The organism is Pseudazoarcus sp. NS36 (assembly GCF_059703705.1).
This window is the reverse complement of record NZ_BAAKJA010000002.1, coordinates 90,779-113,522: the sequence shown is the minus strand read 5'-3', so window position 1 is coordinate 113,522 and position 22,744 is coordinate 90,779. Positions and strand designations below refer to the sequence as shown.

The 22,744-nt window shown below is 66.0% G+C and carries 25 protein-coding genes; 11 read left to right on the top strand and 14 right to left on the bottom strand.

Features of this window, described 5'->3' with window-relative positions:
- Positions 1–17 precede the first annotated feature (17 nt).
- The 4 genes from siaC to AC6H0R_RS03610 all read left to right on the top strand — a co-directional run bounded on the left by siaC (position 18) and on the right by AC6H0R_RS03610 (position 2,749).
- Positions 18–398, top strand: coding sequence for a biofilm regulation phosphoprotein SiaC (gene siaC, locus AC6H0R_RS03625; RefSeq protein ID WP_497579978.1), 381 nt, complete (start codon positions 18–20; stop codon positions 396–398).
- The gene (gene siaD / locus AC6H0R_RS03620; protein ID WP_497579977.1) at positions 391–1,197 is read left to right on the top strand and encodes a biofilm regulation diguanylate cyclase SiaD; all 807 of its coding nucleotides are present in this window, start codon (positions 391–393) and stop codon (positions 1,195–1,197) included. Before siaC ends, siaD begins: the two co-directional genes overlap by 8 nt.
- 114 nt (positions 1,198–1,311) lie before the next feature.
- Complete coding sequence (locus AC6H0R_RS03615) at positions 1,312–1,986, top strand: hypothetical protein (protein WP_497579976.1); 675 nt, start codon at positions 1,312–1,314, stop codon at positions 1,984–1,986.
- A 7-nt stretch (positions 1,987–1,993) separates the two neighbouring features.
- Positions 1,994–2,749, top strand: coding sequence for a PIG-L deacetylase family protein (locus AC6H0R_RS03610; protein ID WP_497579975.1), 756 nt, complete (start codon positions 1,994–1,996; stop codon positions 2,747–2,749).
- Positions 2,750–2,755: 6 nt separating this feature from the next.
- Here AC6H0R_RS03610 and AC6H0R_RS03605 read toward each other — a convergent pair whose 3' ends face one another.
- Together AC6H0R_RS03605 and AC6H0R_RS03600 are read right to left on the bottom strand one after the other, a co-directional pair.
- Entirely contained in the window at positions 2,756–3,076 is a 321-nt protein-coding gene (locus tag AC6H0R_RS03605; RefSeq protein ID WP_497579974.1) for a hypothetical protein, read from the bottom strand.
- A 113-nt stretch (positions 3,077–3,189) separates the two neighbouring features.
- Complete coding sequence (locus AC6H0R_RS03600; protein WP_497579973.1) at positions 3,190–4,725, bottom strand: L,D-transpeptidase family protein; 1,536 nt, start codon at positions 4,723–4,725, stop codon at positions 3,190–3,192.
- 144 nt (positions 4,726–4,869) lie between these two features.
- Between AC6H0R_RS03600 and AC6H0R_RS03595 the strand changes: the two genes are divergently transcribed.
- Positions 4,870–5,586 carry a murein L,D-transpeptidase catalytic domain family protein gene (locus AC6H0R_RS03595; RefSeq protein WP_497579972.1) on the top strand — a complete coding sequence of 239 codons (717 nt, stop codon included), beginning with the start codon at positions 4,870–4,872 and terminating at the stop codon, positions 5,584–5,586.
- A gap of 11 nt (positions 5,587–5,597) precedes the next feature.
- On the opposite strand, the gene AC6H0R_RS03590 is transcribed toward AC6H0R_RS03595, so the two are convergent.
- Positions 5,598–6,788 (bottom strand): lytic murein transglycosylase, encoded by a 1,191-nt coding sequence (locus AC6H0R_RS03590; RefSeq protein ID WP_497579971.1) that lies wholly within the window; start codon positions 6,786–6,788, stop codon positions 5,598–5,600.
- 124 nt (positions 6,789–6,912) lie between these two features.
- Here AC6H0R_RS03590 and AC6H0R_RS03585 point away from each other — a divergent pair, with 124 nt between their 5' ends.
- The 5 genes from AC6H0R_RS03585 to AC6H0R_RS03565 are packed head-to-tail and all read left to right on the top strand — an operon-like array spanning position 6,913 to position 13,944.
- Positions 6,913–8,790 (top strand): peptide-binding protein, encoded by a 1,878-nt coding sequence (locus tag AC6H0R_RS03585; RefSeq protein WP_497579970.1) that lies wholly within the window; start codon positions 6,913–6,915, stop codon positions 8,788–8,790.
- 7 nt (positions 8,791–8,797) lie between these two features.
- The gene (locus tag AC6H0R_RS03580) at positions 8,798–10,180 is read left to right on the top strand and encodes an ABC transporter permease (RefSeq protein WP_497579969.1); all 1,383 of its coding nucleotides are present in this window, start codon (positions 8,798–8,800) and stop codon (positions 10,178–10,180) included.
- 13 nt (positions 10,181–10,193) lie between these two features.
- On the top strand, positions 10,194–11,366 hold the full coding sequence (locus tag AC6H0R_RS03575) for an ABC transporter permease (protein WP_497579968.1): 1,173 nt from the start codon (positions 10,194–10,196) through the stop codon (positions 11,364–11,366).
- On the top strand, positions 11,363–13,000 hold the full coding sequence (locus tag AC6H0R_RS03570) for an ABC transporter ATP-binding protein (protein WP_497579967.1): 1,638 nt from the start codon (positions 11,363–11,365) through the stop codon (positions 12,998–13,000). Before AC6H0R_RS03575 ends, AC6H0R_RS03570 begins: the two co-directional genes overlap by 4 nt.
- Positions 13,001–13,008: 8 nt before the next feature.
- Positions 13,009–13,944: an AEC family transporter gene (locus tag AC6H0R_RS03565; protein ID WP_497579966.1), complete on the top strand. Its 936-nt coding sequence runs from the start codon at positions 13,009–13,011 to the stop codon at positions 13,942–13,944.
- A 6-nt stretch (positions 13,945–13,950) separates the two neighbouring features.
- Here AC6H0R_RS03565 and AC6H0R_RS03560 read toward each other — a convergent pair whose 3' ends face one another.
- The 6 genes from AC6H0R_RS03560 to AC6H0R_RS03535 all read right to left on the bottom strand — a co-directional run bounded on the left by AC6H0R_RS03560 (position 13,951) and on the right by AC6H0R_RS03535 (position 19,762).
- Entirely contained in the window at positions 13,951–14,910 is a 960-nt protein-coding gene (locus AC6H0R_RS03560) for an alpha-L-glutamate ligase-like protein (RefSeq protein ID WP_497579965.1), read from the bottom strand.
- Between the two features lie 2 nt (positions 14,911–14,912).
- Entirely contained in the window at positions 14,913–16,427 is a 1,515-nt protein-coding gene (locus AC6H0R_RS03555; RefSeq protein WP_497579964.1) for an inactive transglutaminase family protein, read from the bottom strand.
- Positions 16,424–17,083 (bottom strand): ATP-dependent zinc protease family protein, encoded by a 660-nt coding sequence (locus AC6H0R_RS03550; protein ID WP_497579963.1) that lies wholly within the window; start codon positions 17,081–17,083, stop codon positions 16,424–16,426. Before AC6H0R_RS03550 ends, AC6H0R_RS03555 begins: the two co-directional genes overlap by 4 nt.
- 243 nt (positions 17,084–17,326) lie before the next feature.
- Complete coding sequence (locus AC6H0R_RS03545) at positions 17,327–17,677, bottom strand: hypothetical protein (RefSeq protein WP_497579962.1); 351 nt, start codon at positions 17,675–17,677, stop codon at positions 17,327–17,329.
- A gap of 155 nt (positions 17,678–17,832) precedes the next feature.
- Complete coding sequence (locus AC6H0R_RS03540) at positions 17,833–18,660, bottom strand: DUF3025 domain-containing protein (RefSeq protein ID WP_497579961.1); 828 nt, start codon at positions 18,658–18,660, stop codon at positions 17,833–17,835.
- Between the two features lie 100 nt (positions 18,661–18,760).
- Positions 18,761–19,762, bottom strand: a complete 1,002-nt coding sequence (locus AC6H0R_RS03535; protein ID WP_497579960.1) for a cytochrome-c peroxidase — start codon at positions 19,760–19,762, stop codon at positions 18,761–18,763.
- 21 nt (positions 19,763–19,783) lie between these two features.
- Between AC6H0R_RS03535 and AC6H0R_RS03530 the strand changes: the two genes are divergently transcribed.
- Positions 19,784–20,137: a hypothetical protein gene (locus AC6H0R_RS03530; protein ID WP_497579959.1), complete on the top strand. Its 354-nt coding sequence runs from the start codon at positions 19,784–19,786 to the stop codon at positions 20,135–20,137.
- A gap of 42 nt (positions 20,138–20,179) precedes the next feature.
- Here AC6H0R_RS03530 and AC6H0R_RS03525 read toward each other — a convergent pair whose 3' ends face one another.
- Genes AC6H0R_RS03525 through AC6H0R_RS03505 form a run of 5 tightly spaced genes read right to left on the bottom strand, consistent with a single transcriptional unit; the run spans position 20,180 to position 22,676 of the window.
- A complete protein-coding gene (locus AC6H0R_RS03525) occupies positions 20,180–20,368 on the bottom strand; it encodes a 4-oxalocrotonate tautomerase (protein WP_497572093.1) in 189 nt (62 codons plus the stop codon).
- 26 nt (positions 20,369–20,394) lie between these two features.
- A complete protein-coding gene (locus tag AC6H0R_RS03520; protein WP_497579958.1) occupies positions 20,395–21,159 on the bottom strand; it encodes a class II aldolase/adducin family protein in 765 nt (254 codons plus the stop codon).
- 60 nt (positions 21,160–21,219) lie between these two features.
- Positions 21,220–21,480, bottom strand: coding sequence for a hypothetical protein (locus AC6H0R_RS03515; RefSeq protein WP_497579957.1), 261 nt, complete (start codon positions 21,478–21,480; stop codon positions 21,220–21,222).
- A gap of 54 nt (positions 21,481–21,534) precedes the next feature.
- Positions 21,535–22,083, bottom strand: coding sequence for a chromate transporter (locus AC6H0R_RS03510; RefSeq protein WP_497579956.1), 549 nt, complete (start codon positions 22,081–22,083; stop codon positions 21,535–21,537).
- Positions 22,080–22,676 (bottom strand): chromate transporter, encoded by a 597-nt coding sequence (locus AC6H0R_RS03505; RefSeq protein WP_497579955.1) that lies wholly within the window; start codon positions 22,674–22,676, stop codon positions 22,080–22,082. Before AC6H0R_RS03505 ends, AC6H0R_RS03510 begins: the two co-directional genes overlap by 4 nt.
- Positions 22,677–22,744 lie beyond the last annotated feature (68 nt).

Here is a 22,744-nt window from a genome sequence, read left to right as displayed (position 1 = left end):
CAATGGATAACTTGACGATGAACGAACTGAACATCGAACCCACTCAATCCACCCCCTCGGTTGTCGGCCAATGGGCGGAGGGCGTGTTGAGCCTGGCGGGCGATTCCTTTCCCGAGAATTCCTACGAATTCTTCGGCAGCGTGATCGACTGGATCGAGCGCTATCTGGCCGGCTCGGATCGCCCGCTGCGGCTGGATTTGCGCCTGATGTACATGAATACCAGCTCGGTCAAGGCCATGATGGATATCTTCGACATGCTCGAAGACGCGCACCGTGCGGGTCGTGCGGTCGCCGTGCGCTGGTATCACGATCCGCAGAACGAGCGTGTGGCCGATCTGGCAGCCGAGTTCCGCGAAGACTGCACCTTCCCGTTCGACATCGAGAAGGACGATGCCTGACGTCTTGTTTCCGTTGAGCCAGAACGAGCAGGAGCTGGTCGTGCGCGCACTCGCGCTGCTCGAAGACCCCGCTCAGGCTGACAATCCCATGCGTTCCGTTCTGCGCGAGCTGCTCGCCCAGAACGAGGAGCAGCGCGGCCGGCTGGAGAAGCTGGTGCGCATTTCCGATGGCTATCACAACGTCTCGCGCACGCAGAATCTCGACCTGATCCGCGAGTACGACCGCCAGATCATGCGGCTCGAAAAGCTCGCACGTATCTCCGACCGTTATCAGAGCCAGTTGCTGCATCTGAACGAAGAGCTCAAGGCGCTGACCCTGCGCGACCCGCTCACCGGCATCGGCAACCGCCGCTACATGAGCGAGCGTCTGCGCGAGGAAGTCGAGCGCGTCCGGCGTGTCGGCGCCGTGTTCTCGCTGGCGGTGCTCGACGTTGACCGCTTCAAGCAGGTCAACGATTTCCACGGCCACGATGCGGGTGACGAGGTCCTGTGCCGCGTGGCCGAGGTCGTGCGCGCCACGCTGCGCGACTACGACCTGTTTGCCCGCTGGGGCGGCGAGGAATTCGTGATCGTGCTGCCCGAGTCGGCGCTGACTACCGCCATGACGGTGTGCGAACGCGTGCGTGCTGCGGTTGAAGCAGCGCACTTCGGGCATGGCGGGGAGCGTATCCGGATCACCGTCAGTTTCGGTGTGACCGAGCATCGGGTCGGTGAAACGCCGTCGGATACCATCAACCGCGCTGACGTTGCGCTACGCCGGGCCAAGTCCGCCGGGCGCAACTGCCTCAAGACCGTCTAGCACGTGATCATGTTTTCGCCGGCGGAGCAGCGCTGAACAGGCGGTCCACTGCGGCAGGCTTTGCGCCTTGGCCCGGATGCGGCATAGTCGCAGCGTCATGGAGAATCGCCCAGCATGAAACCTCCCGCCGTACGTCTGCAATTGCAGTTTGATTTCCAGCTGGCCGTGCCCGAGCAGATGGCTGCGGCCGATGCCGAGGCCTTGCAGCGCAGCCTTTCCGATGCCCTCGGTTCGATGGTGTTGCAGGGCTTGCCCACGATTGCCGCCAAGCAGCTTGCACGGGTCGGGGTTTCGATCGTGCAGCAATCTCATGCGGTGGTGGCCAGCGTCGATCTGTCGACGGCCGAGATCGACCGCGAATTGCTGGTTGCAGCGGCGCCTCACCTCACCGACGACGAACTGCGCCGGCTGGCCGGCCGTGTGGCCGGCAAACTGCCCGAGAAGCCCGATGAGCAGATCAAGACCGCGCGCCGTCACGCGCTGGCGCTGGCCAACGAATTCCGGCTGGTGCCGGGTGTGGTGCATGCCGTGTTGACCTCCGAACAGCCCGGTACGCTGGACGCCACGCTGAACCTGACCAACGGCAGCGTCATGATCGAGTCGCACGACCGTCAGAAGCGCTTGCTGCCCGGTCAGCCCGAGGTCGCCATCGAGGTGCCCGGCGCCGGCTTGCGGCTCAAGGCCAGTTATGCCGGTCACACCATCAGTGGCCCGGTGATCGAAGTGGCCGTTGCCGAGCTCGCGCGTCACCGCGATGCGCTGATCGGTCTGTGGCAGCAGTCGGCCTGAACACCGCATGATGGTGATGGAGGCGCTGGATCGGGCGCTCGGCGGTACGCTGCCGCTCAGTTTCGACGCGCTGGCCCTGCCGACCAGCGGGCGGCTTGCGGTGCTCGCGCCACATCCCGACGACTTCGACGCAATTGCCGTGAGCCTGCAGCGTTTCGCGCGCCTGGGCTGGACGATTCACCTCGCCGTGCTGACCACCGGCGCCTCCGGCGTCGAGGACGGTTATCGGGGCGCCAGCAGCGTGGAGGACAAGGCCGTCCTGCGTGAGGCCGAGCAGCGCGCCAGTTGCACGGCCTTCGGGCTGCCGGCCGGGAATCTGCATTTTCTGCGTCTGGATGAGGACGAACGCGGCCATCAGCGCGAGGACGAGGCCAATCGCCAGCGTGTCGCGGGTTTTCTGGCGGCGGCCGCGCCGCACTGTGTCTTCATGCCGCATGGCGAAGACAGCAACACCGCGCACCGCCGCACCTGGTCGATGTTCGAGGCCATCGCCTTGGCCGAGGGCTTGCAGGTATGGGCGTGGCTCAACCGTGACGCCAAGACGCTGGCCATGCGCGAGGACGTCTATACGCTGTTCGGAGCCGAGGAAGCGGAGTGGAAGGCGCGGCTGCTGCGCCTGCATGACTCGCAGCAGTCACGCAACCTGCGCACGCGCGGCGCGGGTTTCGATACCCGGGTGCTGGAGGTCAATCGTGCTGTCGCACGTGAGGCTGGCTTTGATGGCGTACTGGCGGAAGTGTTCGAGCTGCGCCGTTTCGGGTAGGCGTGTTCAGTCGCGGCCTTCGCGCCGCTCTTCGTGTACTTCGCGGATGACCACCCCTTCGATCACCTCGCTGTCCTGAGCTTGCTGCTGGCGGCGCATTTCCTGAAAGCGCGGGTCCTGCTCCATCTGCTTGCGCAGCGTGCGCATCTTCCACCACAGCCAGATCGCCACGACGGCGCCCACGCCCAGCGCGATGGCGAACACCACTACCGAGAACATCAGGCCGACGATGGTGATGGCCACCGCCGCGACCACCGCGAAGACGCGAGTCAGGATGCCGGGCGGTTTGCCGGTCAGGGTGTAGCGGCTGCGCGGGTCTTGTTGCATGGAAAACTCCGTTTCGGACGATGGGCTGCGGCCGCCATCGTGAGGCCGGCACGCGCGGCGGTCAAACCGACCACTTCCAATGCATGTGGGGGCGGCGCTCCCGATTGCAAGCCTCACCACCCGCACTGAGGCAGCGGGTGGGGTGATGCCTGATCAAGCGCAGCGGCAATCGCCATGTCGTGCCCATAGCTGTCGGGGCGCCAGCCCAGCGCGCCGTCGGCATCGATCTCAGCGGTCCAGTAGGCGATCAGAATTGGTACCGGATTATGCAGGCGCAGGTTGCGTGTCTGGCCACTGCCAAGCGTCGTTGAGACCGCTTCCGGGGGGATGCCGGAAGCGTCGGCCAGCAGTAGCCCGGCCAGTTCCACCGCCCCCTCGACGCGCACGCAGCCGGAACTGAAGGTGCGCTGCCAACTTGCGAACTGCGTCTGGCTGGGCGTGTCGTGCAGGTAGATGGAAAACGGGTTGGCGAAACGCAGTGCGACCTGGCCCAGTGCATTGTTCGGGCCGGGGTCTTGTCGCAGTGTGATCGGGCCGGGCGCGTTCCAGTCGATGCCGGCCGGGTCGAGTTCGGCGCCGTGCCGGTCGAACACGCGCAGGCCGCTGTCGTGCAGCACCTGCGGGTTGGCGCGAATGGCGGGCAGCTTGTCCTTGCGCAGAATGGTGGGCGGCACCACCCACGGCGGATTCAGCGTGATGTAACTCAGGCTCGAATGCAGCAGCGGCGTGGCACGTTCGCTGCGCCCGACCTGCACGCGCGCGCTCCAGCGCAGCGCTCCATCGCGCAGGTAGCGCAGTTCGGCGCCGGCGACATCCACGCGTACTTGCGTGGGCAGGAACTCGCGAGCCAGCCAGCGCCAGCGTTCCAGATTGGCGCGGCTGCGGTCAATGCGCTGCTGCAGGCTGAGGTTGAGCATGGCACGCGTGGCTTGGCCCAGCACGCCGTCCGGCTGCAGGCCATGTGTGTACTGGAAGCGGATCAGTGTTTCTGCCAGGCCGACATCGAAGAAGTCGCCCATGTCCGGCAGTTCCGACGTGAAGCCGTGGCGGGTGAGGCGTTCGCGCAGCAGCTCGACCGCCGGGTGGCGAACGCCTGCGCGCAAGGTAATGGCGTCGGGCAGGCGGGCCGGCTCCGGCGTGGCGACGTCGGTGCGCAAGTCAGCGAGGTGCTGGCGCAGCGCCGCATACACCGGCTGTGTCGGCCGCAGGGTCGCGAAGGCTGTGGAGATGTCCTGCAGCCCCGCTGCGGCATGCTGCGCCAGAGCGGTGGCCGTGATGCCCGTTGCGGTCGGGTCGGTGCGCCACAAGGGCTCGACGTCGGCTTGCTGCAGCCGGCCGTGCGCGAGATCGTCGAGCGCGCGCAGATAGGCCGTTGTGGCCAGTGTTTCGACGCAGGCGGACTGCATGCGCGACGCCCGGCGCAGCGCGGCGAGGCCGTAGTCGTCCGGCTCGAGACCGTCATCGCGCAGGTCCGCGAGCGCGCTGTCGAGGGCCGCCAGCCGTCCTGGAACAGACCACACGGACTGTTGCGCAGTCAGAACCTCAAAGCTCGCCAAGGCCTCCTCGAACTGCCCGGAAGCCGCCAGGGGCGTGCTCCACAGCGACAGCGCCATGCACAACGGCAGGGTTCCGCTCAGAAATCGATACAAGAGTTGTTCCAAATCAGTGCCTTCCAGGGCTTGAATTGCATGTGACTTGTCGCCATCCTCTCGCCTGCGATCCGCTGGCAATCTTGCCTGACGGGTCCGGTAGCGGGTCTGCCCAGGACTCGAGACTCAGGGAGATGCGGGCGCATGCTCAAACGGATCGGCCGGCAACTGCTGGCAGCAGGGAGTGCTTTTGCCTTGTGCGCGCAGGTGCAGGCCGTGCCGACGGTGGCCGGATCCGTTGTGGCGGAGCTTTCCGCACGCGCTCCAGCGCTGGACCGTCAGGTCCTGCAGCACGCCGTGTCGGCCATGCAGTGCGCCGTCAGCCATGGGGCCGAGCCGGCCCAGCGTCTGGCGGTCATCGATTATTCGCTGCCATCCTCCGAACGCAGGTTATGGATATTCGACCTGTCAAAGCGTGAATTGTTGCTGGCGGACTATGTTGCGCATGGCAACAAGTCGGGCGACAACCAGGCCACGGCATTTTCCAACGTGATCGGTAGCCATCAGTCCAGCCTTGGGCTGTTCCGTGCGGCCGAGACCTATCACGGCAAGCATGGCTACTCGCTGCGCATGGACGGGTTGGAGCCGGGGGTGAACGACCGGGCGCGCGAACGCGCCATCGTGATCCACGGTGCGGATTACGTCGATCCGTCGTGGATCACCAGGCAGGGCCGCATCGGCCGCAGTCAGGGTTGCCCGGCAGTGCGTCAGGAAATTGCCCGCACCGTGGTCGATACGCTCAAGGGCGGGCAGTTCGTGTTTGCGTGGTACCCCGACCAGGATTGGCTGCAATCTTCGGCCTATCTCAATTGCGATCCGTCGCGTGTGGCGGCCATGCTGGGCAAGGGTCGCGAGGGCTGAGTCCTCAGGACTTACCGACGCGACTGTCTGAGCGCTTTCAGCAGTTTCTTGCCTGCACGGCCATCCGCTTCCAGCCCGAGTTCGGGCTGGATCTCCTGGATAACGCGGCGGGTGTTGGTGCCGATCATGCCGTCTACCGCGCCGATGTCGTGGCCGCGCGCGATCAGCAATTCCTGCACTTCACGGCGTTCGACACGCGACAGGCCGGGGTCGTCGGTTGGCCACGGTGTGACGAAGGGCGCACCGCCGCGGATGCGGTCGGCCAGATGGGCGATGGCCAGCGCGTAGCTCTCCGCCGCGTTGTAGGAAAAGATCGCGTCGAAGTTGCGCGTGACCATGAAGACCGGGCCCTCGGGGCCGGCGGGCAGCAGCAGCGCGGTCGAGGTTGTGCCGCTTGGCAGCGGTGAACCATCGACCTTGCGTACCCCGCGTCGGGCCCATTCGCTCATGGCCTGCTTGCTGCGGCGGCCGGCGGTGGAGGCGTCAAAGCCTGCCGGCAGCTTGACCTCGAAGCCCCAGGGCTCGCCACTGAGCCAGTTCGAACGGGCGAGGTAGTTGGCAGTCGAGGCCAGTGCGTCGGCCGCGTTGCCCATCAGGTCACGCCGGCCGTCGCCGTCGAAATCCACTGCGATGCGGTTGAAGGTCGAGGGCATGAACTGGGTGTGGCCGAAGGCGCCGGCCCACGAGCCGTTGAAGGCCTCCGGTTCAATATGACCGTCCTCGAGGATCTTCAGCGCATGGAACAGTTCGCCACGGAAATAGCTCTGGCGCCGTCCGATGCACGACAGCGTGGCGAGCGAGCGCACCACCGGACGTTTGCCGAAGCTGCCGCCGTAGTTGCTCTCCACGCCCCATACCGCCACCACCACGGCGCGATCCACGCCGTAATCGCGCTCGATCACGGCCAGTTCCTTGCTCCAGCGTTCCAGCATGGCGCGACCGTCGCGCACGCGTTCTTCGTCCACCAGGCCGGCCATGTAATCCCAGATCGGGGTCGTGAACTCGGGTTGGCGGTCGAGCAGGGCGATGACGTCCATGTCCGGTTCGAGCGCCGAAGTGTGGCGGTCGAAGGTCTCGGCCTGCACGCCGCGCTTGGCGGCCTCGCCGCGCAAGTCAGCGAGGCAGGCGCGGAAGGCGTCGTCGGCGTGGGCAGCCGGCAGAGCGGTGATCAGGGCGGCGGCGAGGAGGCTGGGGCGGAGCATTGCGGGGTGTTCCGTGGTCGGCTGCAAGAGTCCTGATGGTACGTCAATCAAGGGGCCCGGCGCCCGGCACGAATTGCGTTAAAGTTTGTCCGATGCGCGACTATCGGGGCTTCGGACAAACGGTATGAAGAACGGAACGGGTACGGCACGCTGGATGTTCTGGGTGGCTTTCAGCGTCATCGCGGCGCTGATCGTGCTGGTCATGATCCAGATCGACCGCCAGTGGCAGCGTATGGGCGACATGACGCGCGTGATGCAGGAGCAGGCCGAGGACATCCGCCGTACGCGCGGTCTGTTGCGGGATCTGGAAGAGAGCCTGCGCAACGCCGAATTCCGCAGCGCGCCGGGCGCGTCCGGTGCTTTTTCCGGCGCCAGTTCGGGGTCTGACGCCTTTACCCGTGCTCGCCGTGCCGCAGCCAATCCCGATCATGCGTCGGGCGACTGGCTGATGCTGGCCTTCGGTACGGGCCTGAAGACCATCACGCCGCTGGTGTCCAGCGACGCCTACGCGACCGAGGTGCAGAACTACGTGATCGAGTCGCTGCTGTCGCGCGACCCCGACACGCTGGAATGGCAGGGCCTGATCGCACAGGACTGGGCCATCTCCGATGACGGGCTGACGATCACCTTCCGCCTCAAGCGCGACGTGAGCTTTTCCGATGGCGAACCGCTGACGGCGCACGACGTGGCCTTCAGCTTCGAGTTCATCATGAACGAGGTCATTGCCGCACCCCGCCACCGCGCCTACCTCGCAAAGGTCCAGCGGGTAACCGCGCTCGACGACTACACCGTCGAATTCGTGTTTGCCGAGCCGTATTTCAACAGCCTGCAACTGGCGGGTGGCATGGAGATACTGCCCGAGCATTTCTATCGGCGTTTTCTGGACGATCCCCGCACGTTCAACGAGAGTCGCGGTCTGCTGCTCGGCTCCGGCCCCTATCGCCTGGCCGACCCCGAGAGCTGGACGCCGGATCAGGGGCGCGTTGAGCTGGAGCGCAATCCGCGTTATTGGGGGCCGGTAGATCCGCCTCTCGACCGCATTGTGTGGCGCGTGATCGAGAACGACAGTGCCCGTCTGACAACCTTCCGCAACCAGGACATCGACCTCTACAGCGCCCGCCCGCGCGAATATCAGCAACTGCTCGACGACACCGCGCTGGCCGAGCGCAGTCATCATTTCGAATACATGAGTCCGACGGCGGGCTACAGCTACATCGCCTGGAACCAGGAGCGTGCCGGACAGCCGACGCGCTTTGCCGACCCGCGCGTGCGCTTGGCGATGACCCACCTCACGGATGTGGAGCGCGTCATCGAAGAGGTTTATCTGGGCTATGCCGAGCGCGCGGTGAGCCCTTTCAATCCGCGCTCCAAGCAGCATGACGTGGCACTGATGCCGATCCCGCACGATGTCGAACGCGCGCAGGCCTTGCTCGCCGAAGCCGGTTTTGCCGACCGCAACGGCGACGGCATTCTCGAGGGCGAAGACGGCAAGCCCTTCGAGTTCGAGTTGACCTTCTTCCAGGACAGCGAGGACACCCGACGCATGGTGCTGTTCCTGCGTGACCTGTATGCGCGTGCAGGCATCGTCATGAAGCCGCGCCCGACCGAGTGGTCGGTGATGCTGGACAACATCAACCGCAAGGATTTTGACGCCATCACGCTTGGCTGGACGTCCGGCGTCGAGACCGACATCTTCCAGATTTTCCACTCCAGCCAGATCGTCGATGGGGGTGACAACTTCACCACCTACCGCAATGCTGAGCTCGACCGACTCATCGACGCCGCTCGTGCCGAGGTGGACGAGGACCGTCGCATGGCCTTGTGGCGCCAGGCCGAGCGCGAACTGGTGACGGATCAGCCCTACACCTTCCTGTTCCGACGCAAGACCCTGGCCTTCATCGACCAGCGCATTGCCGGGCTGGAAAACACCGCGCTGGGCCTGAACCTGATGGCGGTGCCGGTGGAGATCTGGGTGCCGGCGGCACAGCAGCGGCGCAGGTAAGCGGGGCATGCTCAACTACCTGCTGCGCCGCGCGCTGTTGATGGTGCCGACCCTGCTCGGCATCACATTGGTCGTGTTCGTCGTGATGGCTGCGGCCCCCGGCGGGCTCACGGCGCAGTCGCTGGTCGACGGCAACAACATCGAGCCCGAAGCGCGCAAAGCGCTGGAGGACTACTACAACAAGCTCTACGGGCTCGATCAGCCAGCGCCGGTGCAGTATCTGCGCTGGCTCAACAATATCTCGCCGATCGGCTTCGAGCGTGAGGCCGACGGCACGCTGGGCGACTTCTCCTTTACCAAGGGGCCCGACCTCGGTCTCAGCTTCCGCTACGGCCGCCCGGTCACCGATCTGCTGGCCGAGCGTCTGCCGATCACCTTGCTGCTCAATCTGCTGTCGATCCCGTTGATCTACGCGGTTGCGATTGCCATCGGCGTGCAGGCCGCCCGAACGCGAGGCGGGCGCTTCGATGTGGCCTCCAACATCGTGCTGCTCGGCTTGTGGTCGGTGCCGACCATGCTGGCCGGTGTGCTGGCCATCGGCTTTCTGGCATCGGAGCAGTACTGGCGCTGGTTTCCGACCGGAGGCCTGGTGCGGCGCGAGGCTGTGGATCAGACCTTCCTGCCCTGGCTGGCGAGCGGTTCCGGCGTGTTGCTGATGCTGCTCATCGTCGCGCTGTGCACTTCGCTGCTGGTGTGGGCGGTGGCCACGGCTGTGCCGCGCACACGCAATATCGGCGGGGCGGTGTTGGGTGCGGTGTTGGGTTACGCCATGGCGGCTGATCTGGCCGGATGGGCGCCGGGCCTGTTGCATGTGCTGCTGACACTTGCTGGCGCGGGCTTGCTGGGCGCGCTGGCGGGCATTCCGGGTACGGCGCTGCGCATCGCGATTGCGGGCGGGCTGGGTCTGGTGCTCGGTGTGGTGGTGGCGCGAGCGGCCGGCGTGCAGGTGCTGCAGGCCGGCTACCTGTTCGACCGCGCCTGGCATCTGGTGTTGCCGGTGGTCGCGCTGTCCTACGGCGGGCTGGCCTTCCTGGCCAAGCTCACGCGTTCGTCGCTGCTGGAGAACCTCGCCGCTGACTACGCGCGCACCGCGCGCGCCAAAGGCGTGGACGAGGAGACGGTTCTGTGGCGCCACGTCTTCCGCAATTCGCTGCTGCCGCTTATCACGGTATCGGCCACGCTGCTGCCCAGCCTGCTGGCCGGTTCGGTGATCATCGAGAGCCTGTTTTCCATCGACGGCATGGGCAAACTCGCCATCGAGGCGGTGCAGACGCGAGACCGCGAGCTGGTGTTGTCGGTGACGCTGGTCTCCGGCTTGCTGACGCTGGCCGGCTATCTGCTGGCCGACATCGCCTACGCCATGGCTGATCCGCGGGTGAGTTATGACTGAGCGGAGCGCCACCTTGAAACCGTCGCCTTCGTGGTCGTCGCAGGTGCTCGGCGCGCTGCTGCTGCGCACTTCGGTGCGCCTGGGGCTGGCGTGGATCGGTTTGCTGGTGCTGGTGGCTGCCTTCGCGCCTTTTCTGGCCAACAGCCATCCGCTATACATGGTGGTCGATGGCGAAGCGCGTTTTCCGGCCTTCAGCCATCTGCAGGCCATTGACGTGACCTGGCTGGCCGGCCTGCCGCTGGCCATCGTCGCATGGCGTCTGCGCGGACCGGTGTTTCTGCGCTTTGCGGGCTGGTTCGTCGCGGTGGCTGTGGTCGGAGCCACGGCCTGGGCCACGGTCGTTCCGCCGCCGCTGGTGGTGTATGAGCAGTACCGTGAGCTGGAAAAGGCGGGGCGGGTGGACAGCATCGTGCGTGCGCCGATTCCGTATTCCGCCAAGGACTACCTGCGCGACTACGGCGACACCGGCATCGAGGCGCCGCTCAAGGGCGAGGACGGGCGCACGCACTGGTTCGGCACCGAAGACAGCGGCGCCGACGTGGCCGCGCGCATGATCGAGGCCACGCGCATCGCGCTCGGTATCGGCTTCATCGCCACCGGCATCGCGCTGGTCATCGGCACTATCATCGGCGGGCTGATGGGCTATTTCTCGGGCGTGATGGACATCATCGGCATGCGCCTGGTCGAGATCTTCGAGGCCATCCCCACGCTGTTCCTGCTGCTGACCTTCGTGGCGTTTTTCGGGCGCTCGATCTGGATGATGATGATCATCATCGGCATCACCTCATGGTCGGGCTACGCACGCTACGTGCGCGCCGAGTTCCTGCGCCTGCGTGAGCAGGATTTCGTGCAGGCGGCCATCGCTTGCGGTCTGCCGCTCCCCTCCATCCTGTTCCGCCACATGCTGCCCAACGGCGTGGCGCCGCTGCTGGTTGCGGCGAGCTTCGGTGTGGCTTCGGCCATCCTTGCCGAGACCACGCTGTCCTTTCTCGGGCTGGGGCTCGTGGATGATCCGTCGTGGGGTCAGTTGCTCAACCAGGCCGTGCAGTCTTCGACCTTCAACTGGTGGCTGGCGGTGTTCCCGGGCGGCGCCATCTTCCTCACCGTGTTCGCCTACAACCTCGTCGGCGAGGCGCTGCGCGACGCGGTGGATCCGCACACCCAGCGGCGAGGCAAGCGCGCATGAGCCGGCTGCTGGAAATCCGCGATCTCGTCACCGAACTGTCCGACGGCGAGCACTGGATGCGCGCCGTGGATGGCGTCAGCCTGGAGATCAAACGCGGCGAGACCTTCTGTCTGGTCGGCGAATCCGGCAGCGGCAAGTCCGTCAGCGCGCTGTCGGTGATGGGGCTGCTGCCCTATGCGCGGCATCGCCATCCGGCCGGCGAGGTGCATCTGTATGACGAAGCCGAAACCGGCGTACAACTGCTAGGCGCCGACGATGAGGTGATGACCGGTGTGCGAGGCGGGCGCATCGGCATGATCTTCCAGGAGCCGATGACCTCGCTGAACCCGGTGATGACGATTGCCGAACAGCTCGACGAGGTGCTGCAGCTTCACCGCCCGGAACTGGGCGTGGACGGGCGCGCCGAGCGCATCCGCGCGGCACTCGAAGAAGTGCGCATCCCCGATGCCGCCAGCCGCATGCGCGAATACCCGCACCGTCTTTCGGGCGGGCAGCGCCAGCGTGTGATGATCGCCATGGCGCTGATCTGCGAACCGGCGCTGCTGATTGCGGATGAGCCGACTACTGCGCTGGATGTGACCGTGCAGGCCGAGATCCTGCGCCTGATGCGCGAGCTGCAGCAGCGGCGCGGCATGGGCATGCTGTTCATTACGCACGATTTCGGCGTGGTTGCGCGCATTGCAGACACAGTGGGCGTGATGCGCCACGGCAAACTGGTGGAATGCGGGCCGGTTGCGGAGGTGCTGCGCAATCCCACCCACGAATACACGCAGAGCCTGATTGCCGCGTTGCCCGAACGCCTGCCGCGCATCGTGCGCGGCGAGGCGCGTGCCGCGCCGCTGGTCGAGGTGCGCGATCTGGCAGTGCATTTCCCGGTACGGCGCGGCCTGTTGCGGCGCGTGGTCGATCACTTCCGCGCGGTCGATGGCGTGAGCCTGGACGTGCACCCCGGCGAGGTCGTCGCGCTGGTCGGCGAATCGGGCTGTGGCAAGACCACGCTGGGCCGCGCGCTGCTGCGCCTGATCGAACCCACCGCCGGCACGCTGGCGCTGGAAGGGCAGGACATCACGCATCTGTCCGGCAACGACATGCGCGCCCTGCGCCGTCGCATGCAGGTGGTGTTCCAGGACCCCGGCTCCAGCCTCAACCCGCGCCTGCCGATCGCTACCACGCTGATCGAGCCGATGCGCGTACACGGCATTGGCGCGAGCGACGACGAACGCCGAGCCCGCGCAGCCGCATTGCTTGAACGCGTCGAGATGCCCACCGACAGCCTGTGGCGCTATCCGCACGAATTCTCCGGCGGCCAGCGACAGCGTCTGGCCATTGCCCGTGCGCTGGTGCTCGAACCGCGCTTCATCGTGTGCGACGAGATCACCTCGGCCCTCGACGTCTCGGTGCAGGCCGGCATCCTCAAGCTGTTGCGCCGACTCGTCGACGAGGAGGGGCTGGGCATGCTGTTCATCACCCACAACATGGGCGTGGTGGAATACCTGTCCGACCGCATGGCCGTGATGCATGCCGGCAAACTGGTCGAGACAGGCCGCACGGTCGAGGTGCTGGCCGATCCGCAACACGAATACACACGCAAGCTGCTGGCGGCGGTGCCGCGGCTGGATGCGCTGGCTGCGTAGGAGGGCGCGTGGACATCATCGTCGGCATCATCCTCCCCATCTTCGGCACGCTCGGCATCGGCTACGCCGCGGCGCGCTTCGGGGTGTTCGACGAGGCGGCCAACCGTGGTTTGTCGGTGTTCGTGTTCAACTTCGCGATGCCGCTGATGCTGTTCCGCTCGATCGCGCAGACCGACCTCCCCGACAGCATGCCGTGGGGTTACCTGCTGTCGTATTTCGGCGGCACCGCGCTGGCCTTCGGCGCGGCCATGCTGGTGGGGCGGCAGTTTTTTGCGCGCCGCCTCGACGAGCAGGGCGTGATGGGGCTGGGCGCGAGCTTCTCCAACACCGCCATGCTGGGCATTCCGCTGGTCATCACGGCCTACGGCCCGGACGCGGCGCTGCCGCTGTTCGCGCTGATCGCCTGCCACAGCCTGGTGCTGCTGCCGCCGACCACCATCCTGATCGAGGCTTCGCGCGGAGAGGGGCAGAGCGTCGGCACACTGCTGTGGACGCTGTTCAAGGGGGTGGTGGGCACGCCCATCATCTGGGGGCTGACCGCAGGCCTGGTGTTCGCGATGGCAGATTTCCCGCTGCCGGGGCCGGTGGATTCCATCGCCAAGGGCATCGGCGCCGCCGCTGCGCCGTGCGCGCTGTTCGCGCTGGGTGCTTCGCTGACGCGCTACAAGCTGTCCGGTAACCTGCGCGAGCCCTTGGCGGTGGTGGCGCTCAAGACGCTGGTGCATCCGTTGCTGGTGTGGCTGCTCGCCACACAGGTGTTCGACGTGCCCGAGCTGTGGGTGGTGGTGGCAGTGACGCTGGCGGCGCTGCCGGCCGGCGTCACGCCGTATCTGTTCGCGCAGCGCTATCAGGTGTGTCTGGCCAGCACCGCGTCGACGGTGTTCATCTCTACGCTGTTTTCGGTGGTGACGCTGTCGGCGCTGCTGTTCGTGGTGCGCGGCTAGGCGGACTTAGGCCGCTATGGCGTGCGTGCTGCGGTTGAAATGCTTCACCGAGAAAGCCACGCGCTCTTCCACGTTGCGGCCTTCGGGCTGGGCTTCGATCAGGTCCAGCCGGCCTCTGAGCCCCTCGCCGTTGGCCATCTGGATGGCCAGGCCGGGCCGGGCGTTGAGCTCCAGCAGCATCGGGCCGAGATCGCGGTCCAGCGCCAGATCAGCACCGAGATAGCCCAGGCCGGTCATTTCATAGCACGCCGCGGACAGCTTCAGCAGGGTGTCCCAGTCCGGGATGCGCAATGAGGCGACTTCTCGCCCGGTATCCGGATGCGCCGAGCACGGGCGGTCGAACTGCACCGCGCGCACGGCCGTGCCGCTGCCGATGTCCAGCCCGACGCCGACCGCGCCCTGATGCAGGTTGGCCTTGCCGTCGGAGGCGGCGGTGGACAGCCGCATCATCGACATCAGCGGGTAGCCGCGAAACACGATCACGCGGATGTCCGGCACGCCTTCGAAGGTGTAGTCGGCAAAGCGCTCGTCGAAGTTGATCAGCGTTTCGACAATGGCCACGTCCGGTGAGCCGCCAAGCGAATACAGCCCGGACAGGATGTTCGAGACGTGGCGTTCGAGATCATCCCGCCCGATGCGTGCGCCGCTGGGTTTGACGTACTCGTCGCCGTCGATGCGTTCTACCACCAGAATGCCCTTGCCGCTGCTGCCCTTGGCCGGCTTGATGACGAAACCAGGCCGCATCGCGACCATGCTGGCCACTCCGCGCACCTCGAACTGCGAATGCACGGTGCCGATCAGCGCCGGCGAGGTGATGCCGTGTTGGGTGGCGAGCAGCTTGGTCTGCAGCTTGTCGTCCACCAACGGATACAGCCGTCGGTCGTTGTAGCGGCCGATGTAGCGGCTGTTGCGCTGGTTCATGCCGATCACGCCTTTCGCGCGCAGTGCGCCTGCAATGCCCCACATCCTCATTGCTCCGCCAGCGGCTTGAAGCGCCGCAGCTCAAGCAGGCGGTAGCCCGTGTAGTTGCCGATCATCAGGATCAGCGCCATCAGGATCAGTTGCACGCCGAGGAAGTTGAAGGTGATGTGGCGCACCCACGGATTGGTCATCGCCAGATAGGCAATGACGGCCGTGAGCAGGCTGCCGCCGCCCTGGATCAGCACTTCCTTCGGGCCTTCCTCCTCCCACAGGATGGACATGCGTTCGATGGTCCACGACAGGATGATCATCGGGAAGAAGGTGATGGTCAGTCCGGCGTTGAGTCCGAAACGCCAGGACATCACCGAGAACACCGAGATGATGCCGATCACGGTGATGATCACTGCCGATACCCTGGCTACCAGCAGCAGATTGAGGTGCGAGAGGTAGCTTCGGATCACCAGCCCCACGGCCACCACCAGCAGGAAGCCGATCAGACCGGTCAGCAGCGAGGTCTGGATGAAGGCCAGCGCGATCAGCACCGGCATGAAGGTGCCGGAGGTCTGGATGCCGACCAGGATGCGCAGGATGACCACGATCAGCGCGCCGATCGGGATCAGCAGGATGGTCATGAACAGCGCCTGCTCTTCCAGCGGCAGGCTGTGGATCGAGAAATTCAGGATGGTGCTGTCCAGGTTCAGCCCGCGCAGCGCGGCACTGGCGGGCTGGCTGTGCTGCAGCATCGAGAAGCTGACCTGCGAATTGGTGCCGCCCTCCACCTGCAGCACCGGGCCGCTGTCCGCCTTCCACAGCATCATGCCGTCGGGACGCCCTTCGCTGCCGGTAGCCGGGTCGAGCAGGATCCACTCTTCGCCGTCATATACCTGCAGATACGGCGTCAGCACCTGCCGGCGGCGCCCGTCGCGCAACTGCAGGCCGGCCACTTCGCGCGCGGCGATGCCGGCCTGGTTGAGCAGACGCACGATCAGCTCCGGTGCGCTGAAGGGTTCCAGCAGCAGGCGTGCGTTCTCGCCCTGGGCTTCTCCGCTGATGCTGCTGACCAGTTCTCGCGCGAAGCTGAACGGGTCGGCCGAGCGCTGCCAGGCGTTGGCGATCAGTGCTTGCGCGGCCACGTCGTAGGGCGGTTCCCACAGCACCTCGTCCGGTACCGGCGGGGGCGGCAGTGCCGTACCGCGTTCGTTCGGCGCAACCATGACCTGAGCGGTGTAGTAGAGCTGCTGACTGCCGTTGGCGCTGCGGATGGCCCAGCGTGCCCGGCGTGCGCCGGGTGCGTCATCGAAGGTCAGGCCATAACCGGCCGAGGCCGTATGCTCGGTGAGCACGCGAAAGCCTTCCTGGTCCGATGGCAGGGCCAGATCGACGCGCACCGGCTCACCGTTGGCACGCAGATTGACCTGGGCCTGGACCTCCCACACCTCGCGCTCATCCCCGGGCGTCCATGGCACCTCGAAGCTGATATGGCGATGCACGCTGAGCGCAATGCCGCCGATCAACAGGCCTGCGATCAACAGCCAGAACGGCAAGCGCGAGAGCTTCTTCATTCTTCTTCCGCCGCTTCGTCGTCATCCTGGTCGCGCGCGGCGCTGGTGGCCGGCTCGCCACCGGGGAACTCGGGACGTGGGTGGGAGTAGCTCTGGCCGATGTCGATCACCGCGATGTCCATCATGAAGCGCCGGCCGAGCAGCACAGGATAGGTCAGATGGCTGCGGTCGTTGAGCGTGAACTCCACGCGCTGCTCGATGGGTCCGAGGGTCAGCGGCAGGCTGATGACCGGGCGACGGTCCGAGCCTGAGGCCTGCACGATGCGCACCTGACGCACCACCTTGGCCTCGAACTCCTGTTCGCGGACGGACGGCACCACGGCGGCGTCCTCGCTCAGCGCGAGGCGGAAGCGCACCCAGTTCTCGCCATCACGTTCAAACGGCGTGATGTCGCTGGCCGACAGGGACGAGGTGTTGGCGCCGGTGTCCAGGCGCGCCTTGAAGTACGAACCCAGCGAGGGCAGGCCGACCCATTCGGCGCGGCCCAACACCTGCTTGTCGCCGGCGCCGCCACTTTGCTTGCATTCGGACGCGGTCGAGCGCTGGCGGGCATCGGCATCGGCGACTACCTGTTGATGTACTTCGTCGAGCTGTGTCTGGACCTTGCCGAGGCCTGCGAACTGGTCTTGGGTGCGCACGTCACGATGGGCGCACATGTCTAGCACCGAGCGTTCGAGCGCGTCGAGGCGGGACAGGAGTTCAGGCGTATCGGAGGAGGGAAGGGTGCTGCAGGCAGCGAGGGAGAGGAGCAGAAGGCAGGTCGAAACTGTTTTTTTTAAGGGCATTGATCCGGTCTGGTTGTCCTGGGGAAGGGCGCCAAGAGGCGCCGGATTGGTCTGAACGCCGGGTGGTGGCTGAGTTCCGCCCGGCATGTTTCGGATTGTGGCGGGGGCGCGGGCTCAGCGTCCGGCGTTGCGATCACGCAGTGCGGTGGCGACTGCCGGCCAGGCGAAAGCGAAAGTCAGCAGGCCCGAGCCGAGTGCGATCGCCAGCAGTTCCAGCCAGTCGCTCCAGTCGGCCACCGCGCCAAAGCTCATGCCGGTGAGGCTTGGCACCATGAACAAGGCCGACACGCTCGACACGATGGCGGCAAACACCGCCAGCGGGCGTGTGGGCCGCCAGCGTGCGCCGCCGCGCCGCACGGCTACCGCCATCAGCACGATCCATGCGATGAACACCCCGGCCACCAGCAGGAAGTTGGCCGAGATCAGATCGGCAAGACGTTCAAGAATGCGTGGCAGTTCGTTCATGCGGTGATTCTCCAATCGGCTTCGGGCCGGATTCAGTTCTGCACAGGCTGCGGGGACAAGGCTGTGCGTGGGCCTGTGGATAAAACGCTTGTAGCTTGAAAGAGCGGAAAAAAGTCACACTGCCTTATTCTGCAGCAGCTGTGCCCTGCAGCGGTTCAGGCCCGGAGTTTACGGGGCTGCGGCGGGGGGCGGAACTGACGTGTGTCGCGATAGTAGTCGGCGCAGGCATTGTCCGGCGTAACGCCGGGGATGCCGAGCAGCGGCAGCGGGCGCAAGGCGCGCGGGCTGTTCAGCGCCGTGCCGGCGGCAATGCATCCGGCCAGCCAGACGTCCGCCTCGCGTTGCCGGGCCTGCGGTGCCAGCTCGAACCATGCGGGCGTGACCACACGGTGCAGCGTCTTGGCGCACAGGCCCACGAAGGGGCTGCGCAATTGCTCCCAGCTGCCGTGTCCCAACATCAGGAAGACGGTGTTGCCGGCCAGCTGTGCGCGGCGCTGCCAGAACACTTCGTGCCATTCGTGCGCAGCCAGCAGGGCCGGGATGTCGGGGTTGCTCGACACCACCAGCAGGCCGCATTCGTCGAACTGCGTGAGCGCGTCGCGCAATGGCCCGCGTCCGGCAATGCCGGCGGCGCGGCGAGCGGCGATTTCGCGCACATGGGCAGAATTCAGCGCGGCTTTGCTATGCGGCCACACGCACCACGACAGCGCGTTGAAGAAGTCGTGCCAGTCTGCGCTGCGCGTCGGCACGGCACCGGTGTCGTGAATGCGCGCCTCGTAGCCTTCGAGCGGCGCCGGCCCGGTGTCGAAGCGCACGGGCTGGCCCGAGGCCGTGGCGGTGCCGGGCGCGACTTCCTGCAGCAGTGCGTCGAGCGTGGCCACCTCCGGCAAGGACGCGGCGTCGAAGCGGCGCAGCAAGTGTGCGATCGGTTCGAACAGCTTGCGGTCGGCGTGGCAGGCAGGCGTTTCGGGCTGCGGATTCATTGGCAGGACGGGATGTGGCGAGCCGGGATTGTACCCGCCGGGCCGGCACCAAAAGAAAAGCCCCGCCAGGGCGGGGCTGTGACGGCGGCTGCGGCCGGGTTCAGTCGAACGGTGTCGGGCGCGGCGTGAGATCGGCCGACGGCGGCAGGATCGGCAGCGTGAAGTTGGGCTGGTCGCCGGTCAGCGTCTTCAGGAAGGCCACGATCTTAGCGTTCTCGTCGAGCGTGAAGTGACGGCCCAGTTGCAGGCGGCCCATGATGTCCACCGCTTCAGACAGCGTGTTGGCCGCGCCGTCATGGAAGTACGGGTAGGTCATCTCGACGTTGCGCAGCGTCGGCACCTTGAAGTTGAAGCGGTCGACGTCCTTGCCGGTCACGCCCGCGCGGCCTTCGGCCCCGCTGGCGGACTGGTAGGGCTCGACGATGCCCATCTTCTGGAAGGAGTTGCCGCCCACGGCCTCGCCGTTGTGGCAGGCCACGCAGCCGCTGTTCTTGAAGATCTCGTAGCCTTCGCGCTCATAGGCGCTGATGGCGGTGTTGTCGCCCAGCAGCCACAGGTCGAAGCGCGAGTTCGGTGTGACCAGCGTCTTCTCGAACTCGGCAATGGCGGCGGTGACCTGCTCGATGCCGATCTTCTCGGTCCGGAAGACCTGACGGAAATCGCGCACGTAGGCCGGGATGGATTCGAGCATGCCGATGGCCAGCGTGTGGCTGAAGGCCATCTCGCCGGGGTTGGCGATGGGGCCACCGGCCTGTTCCTGCAGGTCGGCCGCGCGACCGTCCCAGAACTGCGCGAGGTTCAGGCTGGAGTTGAGCACCGTCGGCGAGTTGATCGGGCCTTGCTGCCACTTGTCGCCGATCGAGGTCGGCAGGTTGTCGCTGCCGCCGCGCGACAGGTTGTGGCAGGAGTTGCACGAGATGAAGCCGGATTTGGACAGCCGTGGGTCGAAGTACAGCTTCTTGCCCAGTTCGACCATGCCGAGGTTGACCTCGGCGACCGGGCGGATGGGAGTGATCGGTTCATTCTTCACGGCTTGCGCGGCGGCCTGGATGGCGATGCCTCCGAGCAGCGCGAGGGCGACGGCGAGTGTCGTGCGCTTCATGTGCTTCTCCCTTCTCTTCGCGTGGTTATCGAGGCCGATTATCCGCGCTGCGCTTTCAGCAGGCTTGACCTGAATCAAGCTTTCCGCCCGGATCGAGCCGGATCGGCGCTACCATCCAGCGGTGATTCTTCAGGGGTGGGTGCTGTGCTGCGTGCCGTGTTGCTGGCTGGATTGTTTGTGGTGTTGGGCGGGTGTTCGGCGCTGGTGGCTGTGACCGGGGCGGCGGTCACCGTCGTGGCGACCGGGGTGAAGGTCACGGCAAAGACGGTGGGCGCGGTCGCCGATGCGGTGATCCCGGACGGCGACGATGACGAGGAAGATGACGAGGAAAAGTCGGATCCGGACAAGCCGCCGCAAGCCGCCCCGGAACAATGAAAACGGCCCGCATGTGCGGGCCGTTTGCGTTGTGCAGCAGGTTTACTTCGCTTCGGACCACGGCACCCCGGCCGTGCCCCAGTTGTGCTTGGGCAGGTCATAGATGATGACGTCGACGGAGTCCGCCGAGCAGCCCAGTACGCGGACCGAAGCCTCGGTGATGGCTTCCATCAGTTCCTTCTTTTGTTCCGGCGTGCGGCCTTCGAACAGTTCGACGCGGTAAGTCGGCATCGTGCTTCTCCTTGTTGGTTGCGGGTTCAGTTCAGGAAGTCGGGTTCTTCGCGTTCGAGCATGCGCAGCAGGGCCGGCCATTCGAGTTCGCCCTCGGGCTCCCAGTCGCCGGTGAGCTGCGCCAGCGTGTGGTCGAGCACGGCCTCGGACGGCAGCTTCAGCCCGCCGGGCGCGGCGGCCATGGCGGCCAATTGCGTGCGACAGGACTTTTCCAGCGTGTCCATCAGCACAAAGGCCTCGGCCACCGTTCGGCCGACCGTCATGGTGCCGTGGTTGCGCAGGATCAGCGCTGGATGCGGGCCGAGATTCTCCACCAGGCGCGTGGCTTCGGGTGGGGTCAGCGCAATGCCTTCGTAGTCGTGATAGCCGATGCTCTTCCAGAAGCGCATGGCGTGCTGCGACAGCGGCAGCAGGCCGCATTCGAGCATCGACACGGCAATGCCGGCGTCGGTGTGCAGGTGCATCACGCAGTGGGCATCTTCACGGGCGGCATGCACGGCAGCGTGGATCGCAAAGCCGGCCGGGTTGGCCCGGTACTGCTGGTCGCCGATCACCTGTCCGCTGCCGTCGATCACCAGCAGGTTGGATGCCGTGACCTCGGCAAATCGCAGCCCGAAGCGGTTGATCAGGAAGGCGTTCTCGATTTCGGGGTGACGCGCCGAGACGTGGGTGTAGATCAGGTCGTCCCAGCCACGGCGGGCCACCAGACGGTAAGCTGCGGCCAGATCAATGCGCGCCTGCCATTCGGCGGCGCTGATGCCGGGCGGGGGAGTGTGCAGCGGGGCGTTCATGGGCAGGGTCTGCTTGCGTCAAATGCGCGCAATTCTAGCACCCCGCCCCGGCCCGCCTTTTCAGCGCAGGTTCTGCGAAGTGAACAGCACGACCTTGTTGCCGGCGAAGGTGACATTGACGCGTGCGCCGCCTTCCTTGCCCCAGGTGCAGTTCTTGGCCGTCATCAAATCATCGCAGCTCGTCGGCTTGCCGATCAGGTCCTGCACCTCTTCGAAGCTCTGGCCGGGCCGGATCTTGTTGTAGTTCTCGGCGGTCACCTTGCTGCAGCCGGCCAGCATGGCAAGCAGCAGGGCAGGGGCGATGCGATACATGACGGTCATGGCGGACTCCGTGGATGTGATGCGTGGATTATGCCGCCGAAACCGTACACCGCGTCAGACGCCGCCCAGCGCGCCGAATGCCGCGCCGGCGGCAATCAGCCAGATCGGCGAGACCTTGGTTGTCAGCATCGCGGCAATCGTCAGCACGATCAGCGTCAGGCCGCCAAGGCGATGATCGGGCTGATTGATGAAAGGCAGCGCCAGAATGCTACCGGCCGCCACCAGCAGGCAGATGGTCATCGGCGCCAGTCCGTGGATGAAGGCCCGCACGCCCAGCGTTTCGCGCCGCTTGCGGCCCCAGCGGCTGGCCGTGAGGGTGACGATGGTCGAGGGCAGCAGCATGCCGATCAGCGACGCGGCCGCGCCGATCAGCCCGAACACCTGGTAGCCCAGCACCGCGACGAACAGCAGATTCGGCCCCGGCGCGGCCTGCGCGATGGCGATCGAGGTGGTGAATTCGGTGTTGTCGAGCCAGCCGTTCTGGCCCACCAGATAGCGGTGCATTTCGGGCGCGGTCGAAATCGCGCCGCCTACCGACAGCAGCGACAGCATCATGAAGCGCAGAAAGAACTCCGGCAGATCGGACAGCGCGAACTCGGTCATGTGCGCTTCTCCGCCCGCAGGATCGCCCAGCGCGCCAGACACCAGCCGACAAAGCCCAGCCCCGGCACCACCCACACCAGCGGCGCCCGAACCACCGCTACCAGCACGAAGGTGGTCACCCCGATGGCCACGCACAGCGGGATACCCATCGGATTGCCACGCAGCGCCCCGGCCAGCTTGAGGCCCATGCCGATGGTGAGGCCCGCGGCAACTGCACCCATGCCGCGCAGCGCTCCGGCCACGGCCGGCAGGTGTGCGTACTCGTTGTACACCGCGACCAGCGACAGCACGATGATCAGCGGAACGCACATCATGCCGGCCAGAGCGCTTACCGCCCCGCGCCAACCGAAATAGCGGTCGCCGATCATCAGCGCCAGATTGACGATATTTGCGCCGGGCAAGAGCTGCGACACCGACAGCAGTTCGACGAACTCCTGCCGCGTCATCCAGCGCTTGCGCTCGACCAGCGTGCGGTGAGCGACTGCCAACACGCCGCCAAAGCCCTGCAGGGCGAGCAGGGTGAAGGTCACGAACAGCTCCGTGAGCGAGCGCGGGGTGCAGATTTCCGGGGGCGATGTGGTCGAGTCGGTCACGGCGGCGGTCGCTGGTGGAGAGGAAACAAGCGTAGCGCGTCTCGTGATGTCTGAGGTGCTTTGACACC

What these genes read in the sequence shown, in the direction of transcription:
- AC6H0R_RS03605 (WP_497579974.1), bottom strand. Translation starts at nt 3,076, where the DNA reads ATGCAACAAGACCCGCGCAGCCGCTACACCCTGACCGGCAAACCGCCC.
- AC6H0R_RS03570 (WP_497579967.1), top strand. Translation starts at nt 11,363, where the DNA reads ATGAGCCGGCTGCTGGAAATCCGCGATCTCGTCACCGAACTGTCCGAC.
- AC6H0R_RS03580 (WP_497579969.1), top strand. Translation starts at nt 8,798, where the DNA reads ATGCTCAACTACCTGCTGCGCCGCGCGCTGTTGATGGTGCCGACCCTG.
- AC6H0R_RS03535 (WP_497579960.1), bottom strand. Translation starts at nt 19,762, where the DNA reads ATGAAGCGCACGACACTCGCCGTCGCCCTCGCGCTGCTCGGAGGCATC.
- AC6H0R_RS03610 (WP_497579975.1), top strand. Translation starts at nt 1,994, where the DNA reads ATGATGGTGATGGAGGCGCTGGATCGGGCGCTCGGCGGTACGCTGCCG.
- AC6H0R_RS03525 (WP_497572093.1), bottom strand. Translation starts at nt 20,368, where the DNA reads ATGCCGACTTACCGCGTCGAACTGTTCGAAGGCCGCACGCCGGAACAA.
- AC6H0R_RS03595 (WP_497579972.1), top strand. Translation starts at nt 4,870, where the DNA reads ATGCTCAAACGGATCGGCCGGCAACTGCTGGCAGCAGGGAGTGCTTTT.
- siaC (WP_497579978.1), top strand. Translation starts at nt 18, where the DNA reads ATGAACGAACTGAACATCGAACCCACTCAATCCACCCCCTCGGTTGTC.
- AC6H0R_RS03615 (WP_497579976.1), top strand. Translation starts at nt 1,312, where the DNA reads ATGAAACCTCCCGCCGTACGTCTGCAATTGCAGTTTGATTTCCAGCTG.
- AC6H0R_RS03540 (WP_497579961.1), bottom strand. Translation starts at nt 18,660, where the DNA reads ATGAATCCGCAGCCCGAAACGCCTGCCTGCCACGCCGACCGCAAGCTG.
- AC6H0R_RS03550 (WP_497579963.1), bottom strand. Translation starts at nt 17,083, where the DNA reads ATGTGCGCCCATCGTGACGTGCGCACCCAAGACCAGTTCGCAGGCCTC.
- AC6H0R_RS03515 (WP_497579957.1), bottom strand. Translation starts at nt 21,480, where the DNA reads ATGACCGTCATGTATCGCATCGCCCCTGCCCTGCTGCTTGCCATGCTG.
- AC6H0R_RS03545 (WP_497579962.1), bottom strand. Translation starts at nt 17,677, where the DNA reads ATGAACGAACTGCCACGCATTCTTGAACGTCTTGCCGATCTGATCTCG.
- siaD (WP_497579977.1), top strand. Translation starts at nt 391, where the DNA reads ATGCCTGACGTCTTGTTTCCGTTGAGCCAGAACGAGCAGGAGCTGGTC.
- AC6H0R_RS03585 (WP_497579970.1), top strand. Translation starts at nt 6,913, where the DNA reads ATGAAGAACGGAACGGGTACGGCACGCTGGATGTTCTGGGTGGCTTTC.
- AC6H0R_RS03510 (WP_497579956.1), bottom strand. Translation starts at nt 22,083, where the DNA reads ATGACCGAGTTCGCGCTGTCCGATCTGCCGGAGTTCTTTCTGCGCTTC.
- AC6H0R_RS03590 (WP_497579971.1), bottom strand. Translation starts at nt 6,788, where the DNA reads ATGCTCCGCCCCAGCCTCCTCGCCGCCGCCCTGATCACCGCTCTGCCG.
- AC6H0R_RS03520 (WP_497579958.1), bottom strand. Translation starts at nt 21,159, where the DNA reads ATGAACGCCCCGCTGCACACTCCCCCGCCCGGCATCAGCGCCGCCGAA.
- AC6H0R_RS03555 (WP_497579964.1), bottom strand. Translation starts at nt 16,427, where the DNA reads ATGAAGAAGCTCTCGCGCTTGCCGTTCTGGCTGTTGATCGCAGGCCTG.
- AC6H0R_RS03560 (WP_497579965.1), bottom strand. Translation starts at nt 14,910, where the DNA reads ATGTGGGGCATTGCAGGCGCACTGCGCGCGAAAGGCGTGATCGGCATG.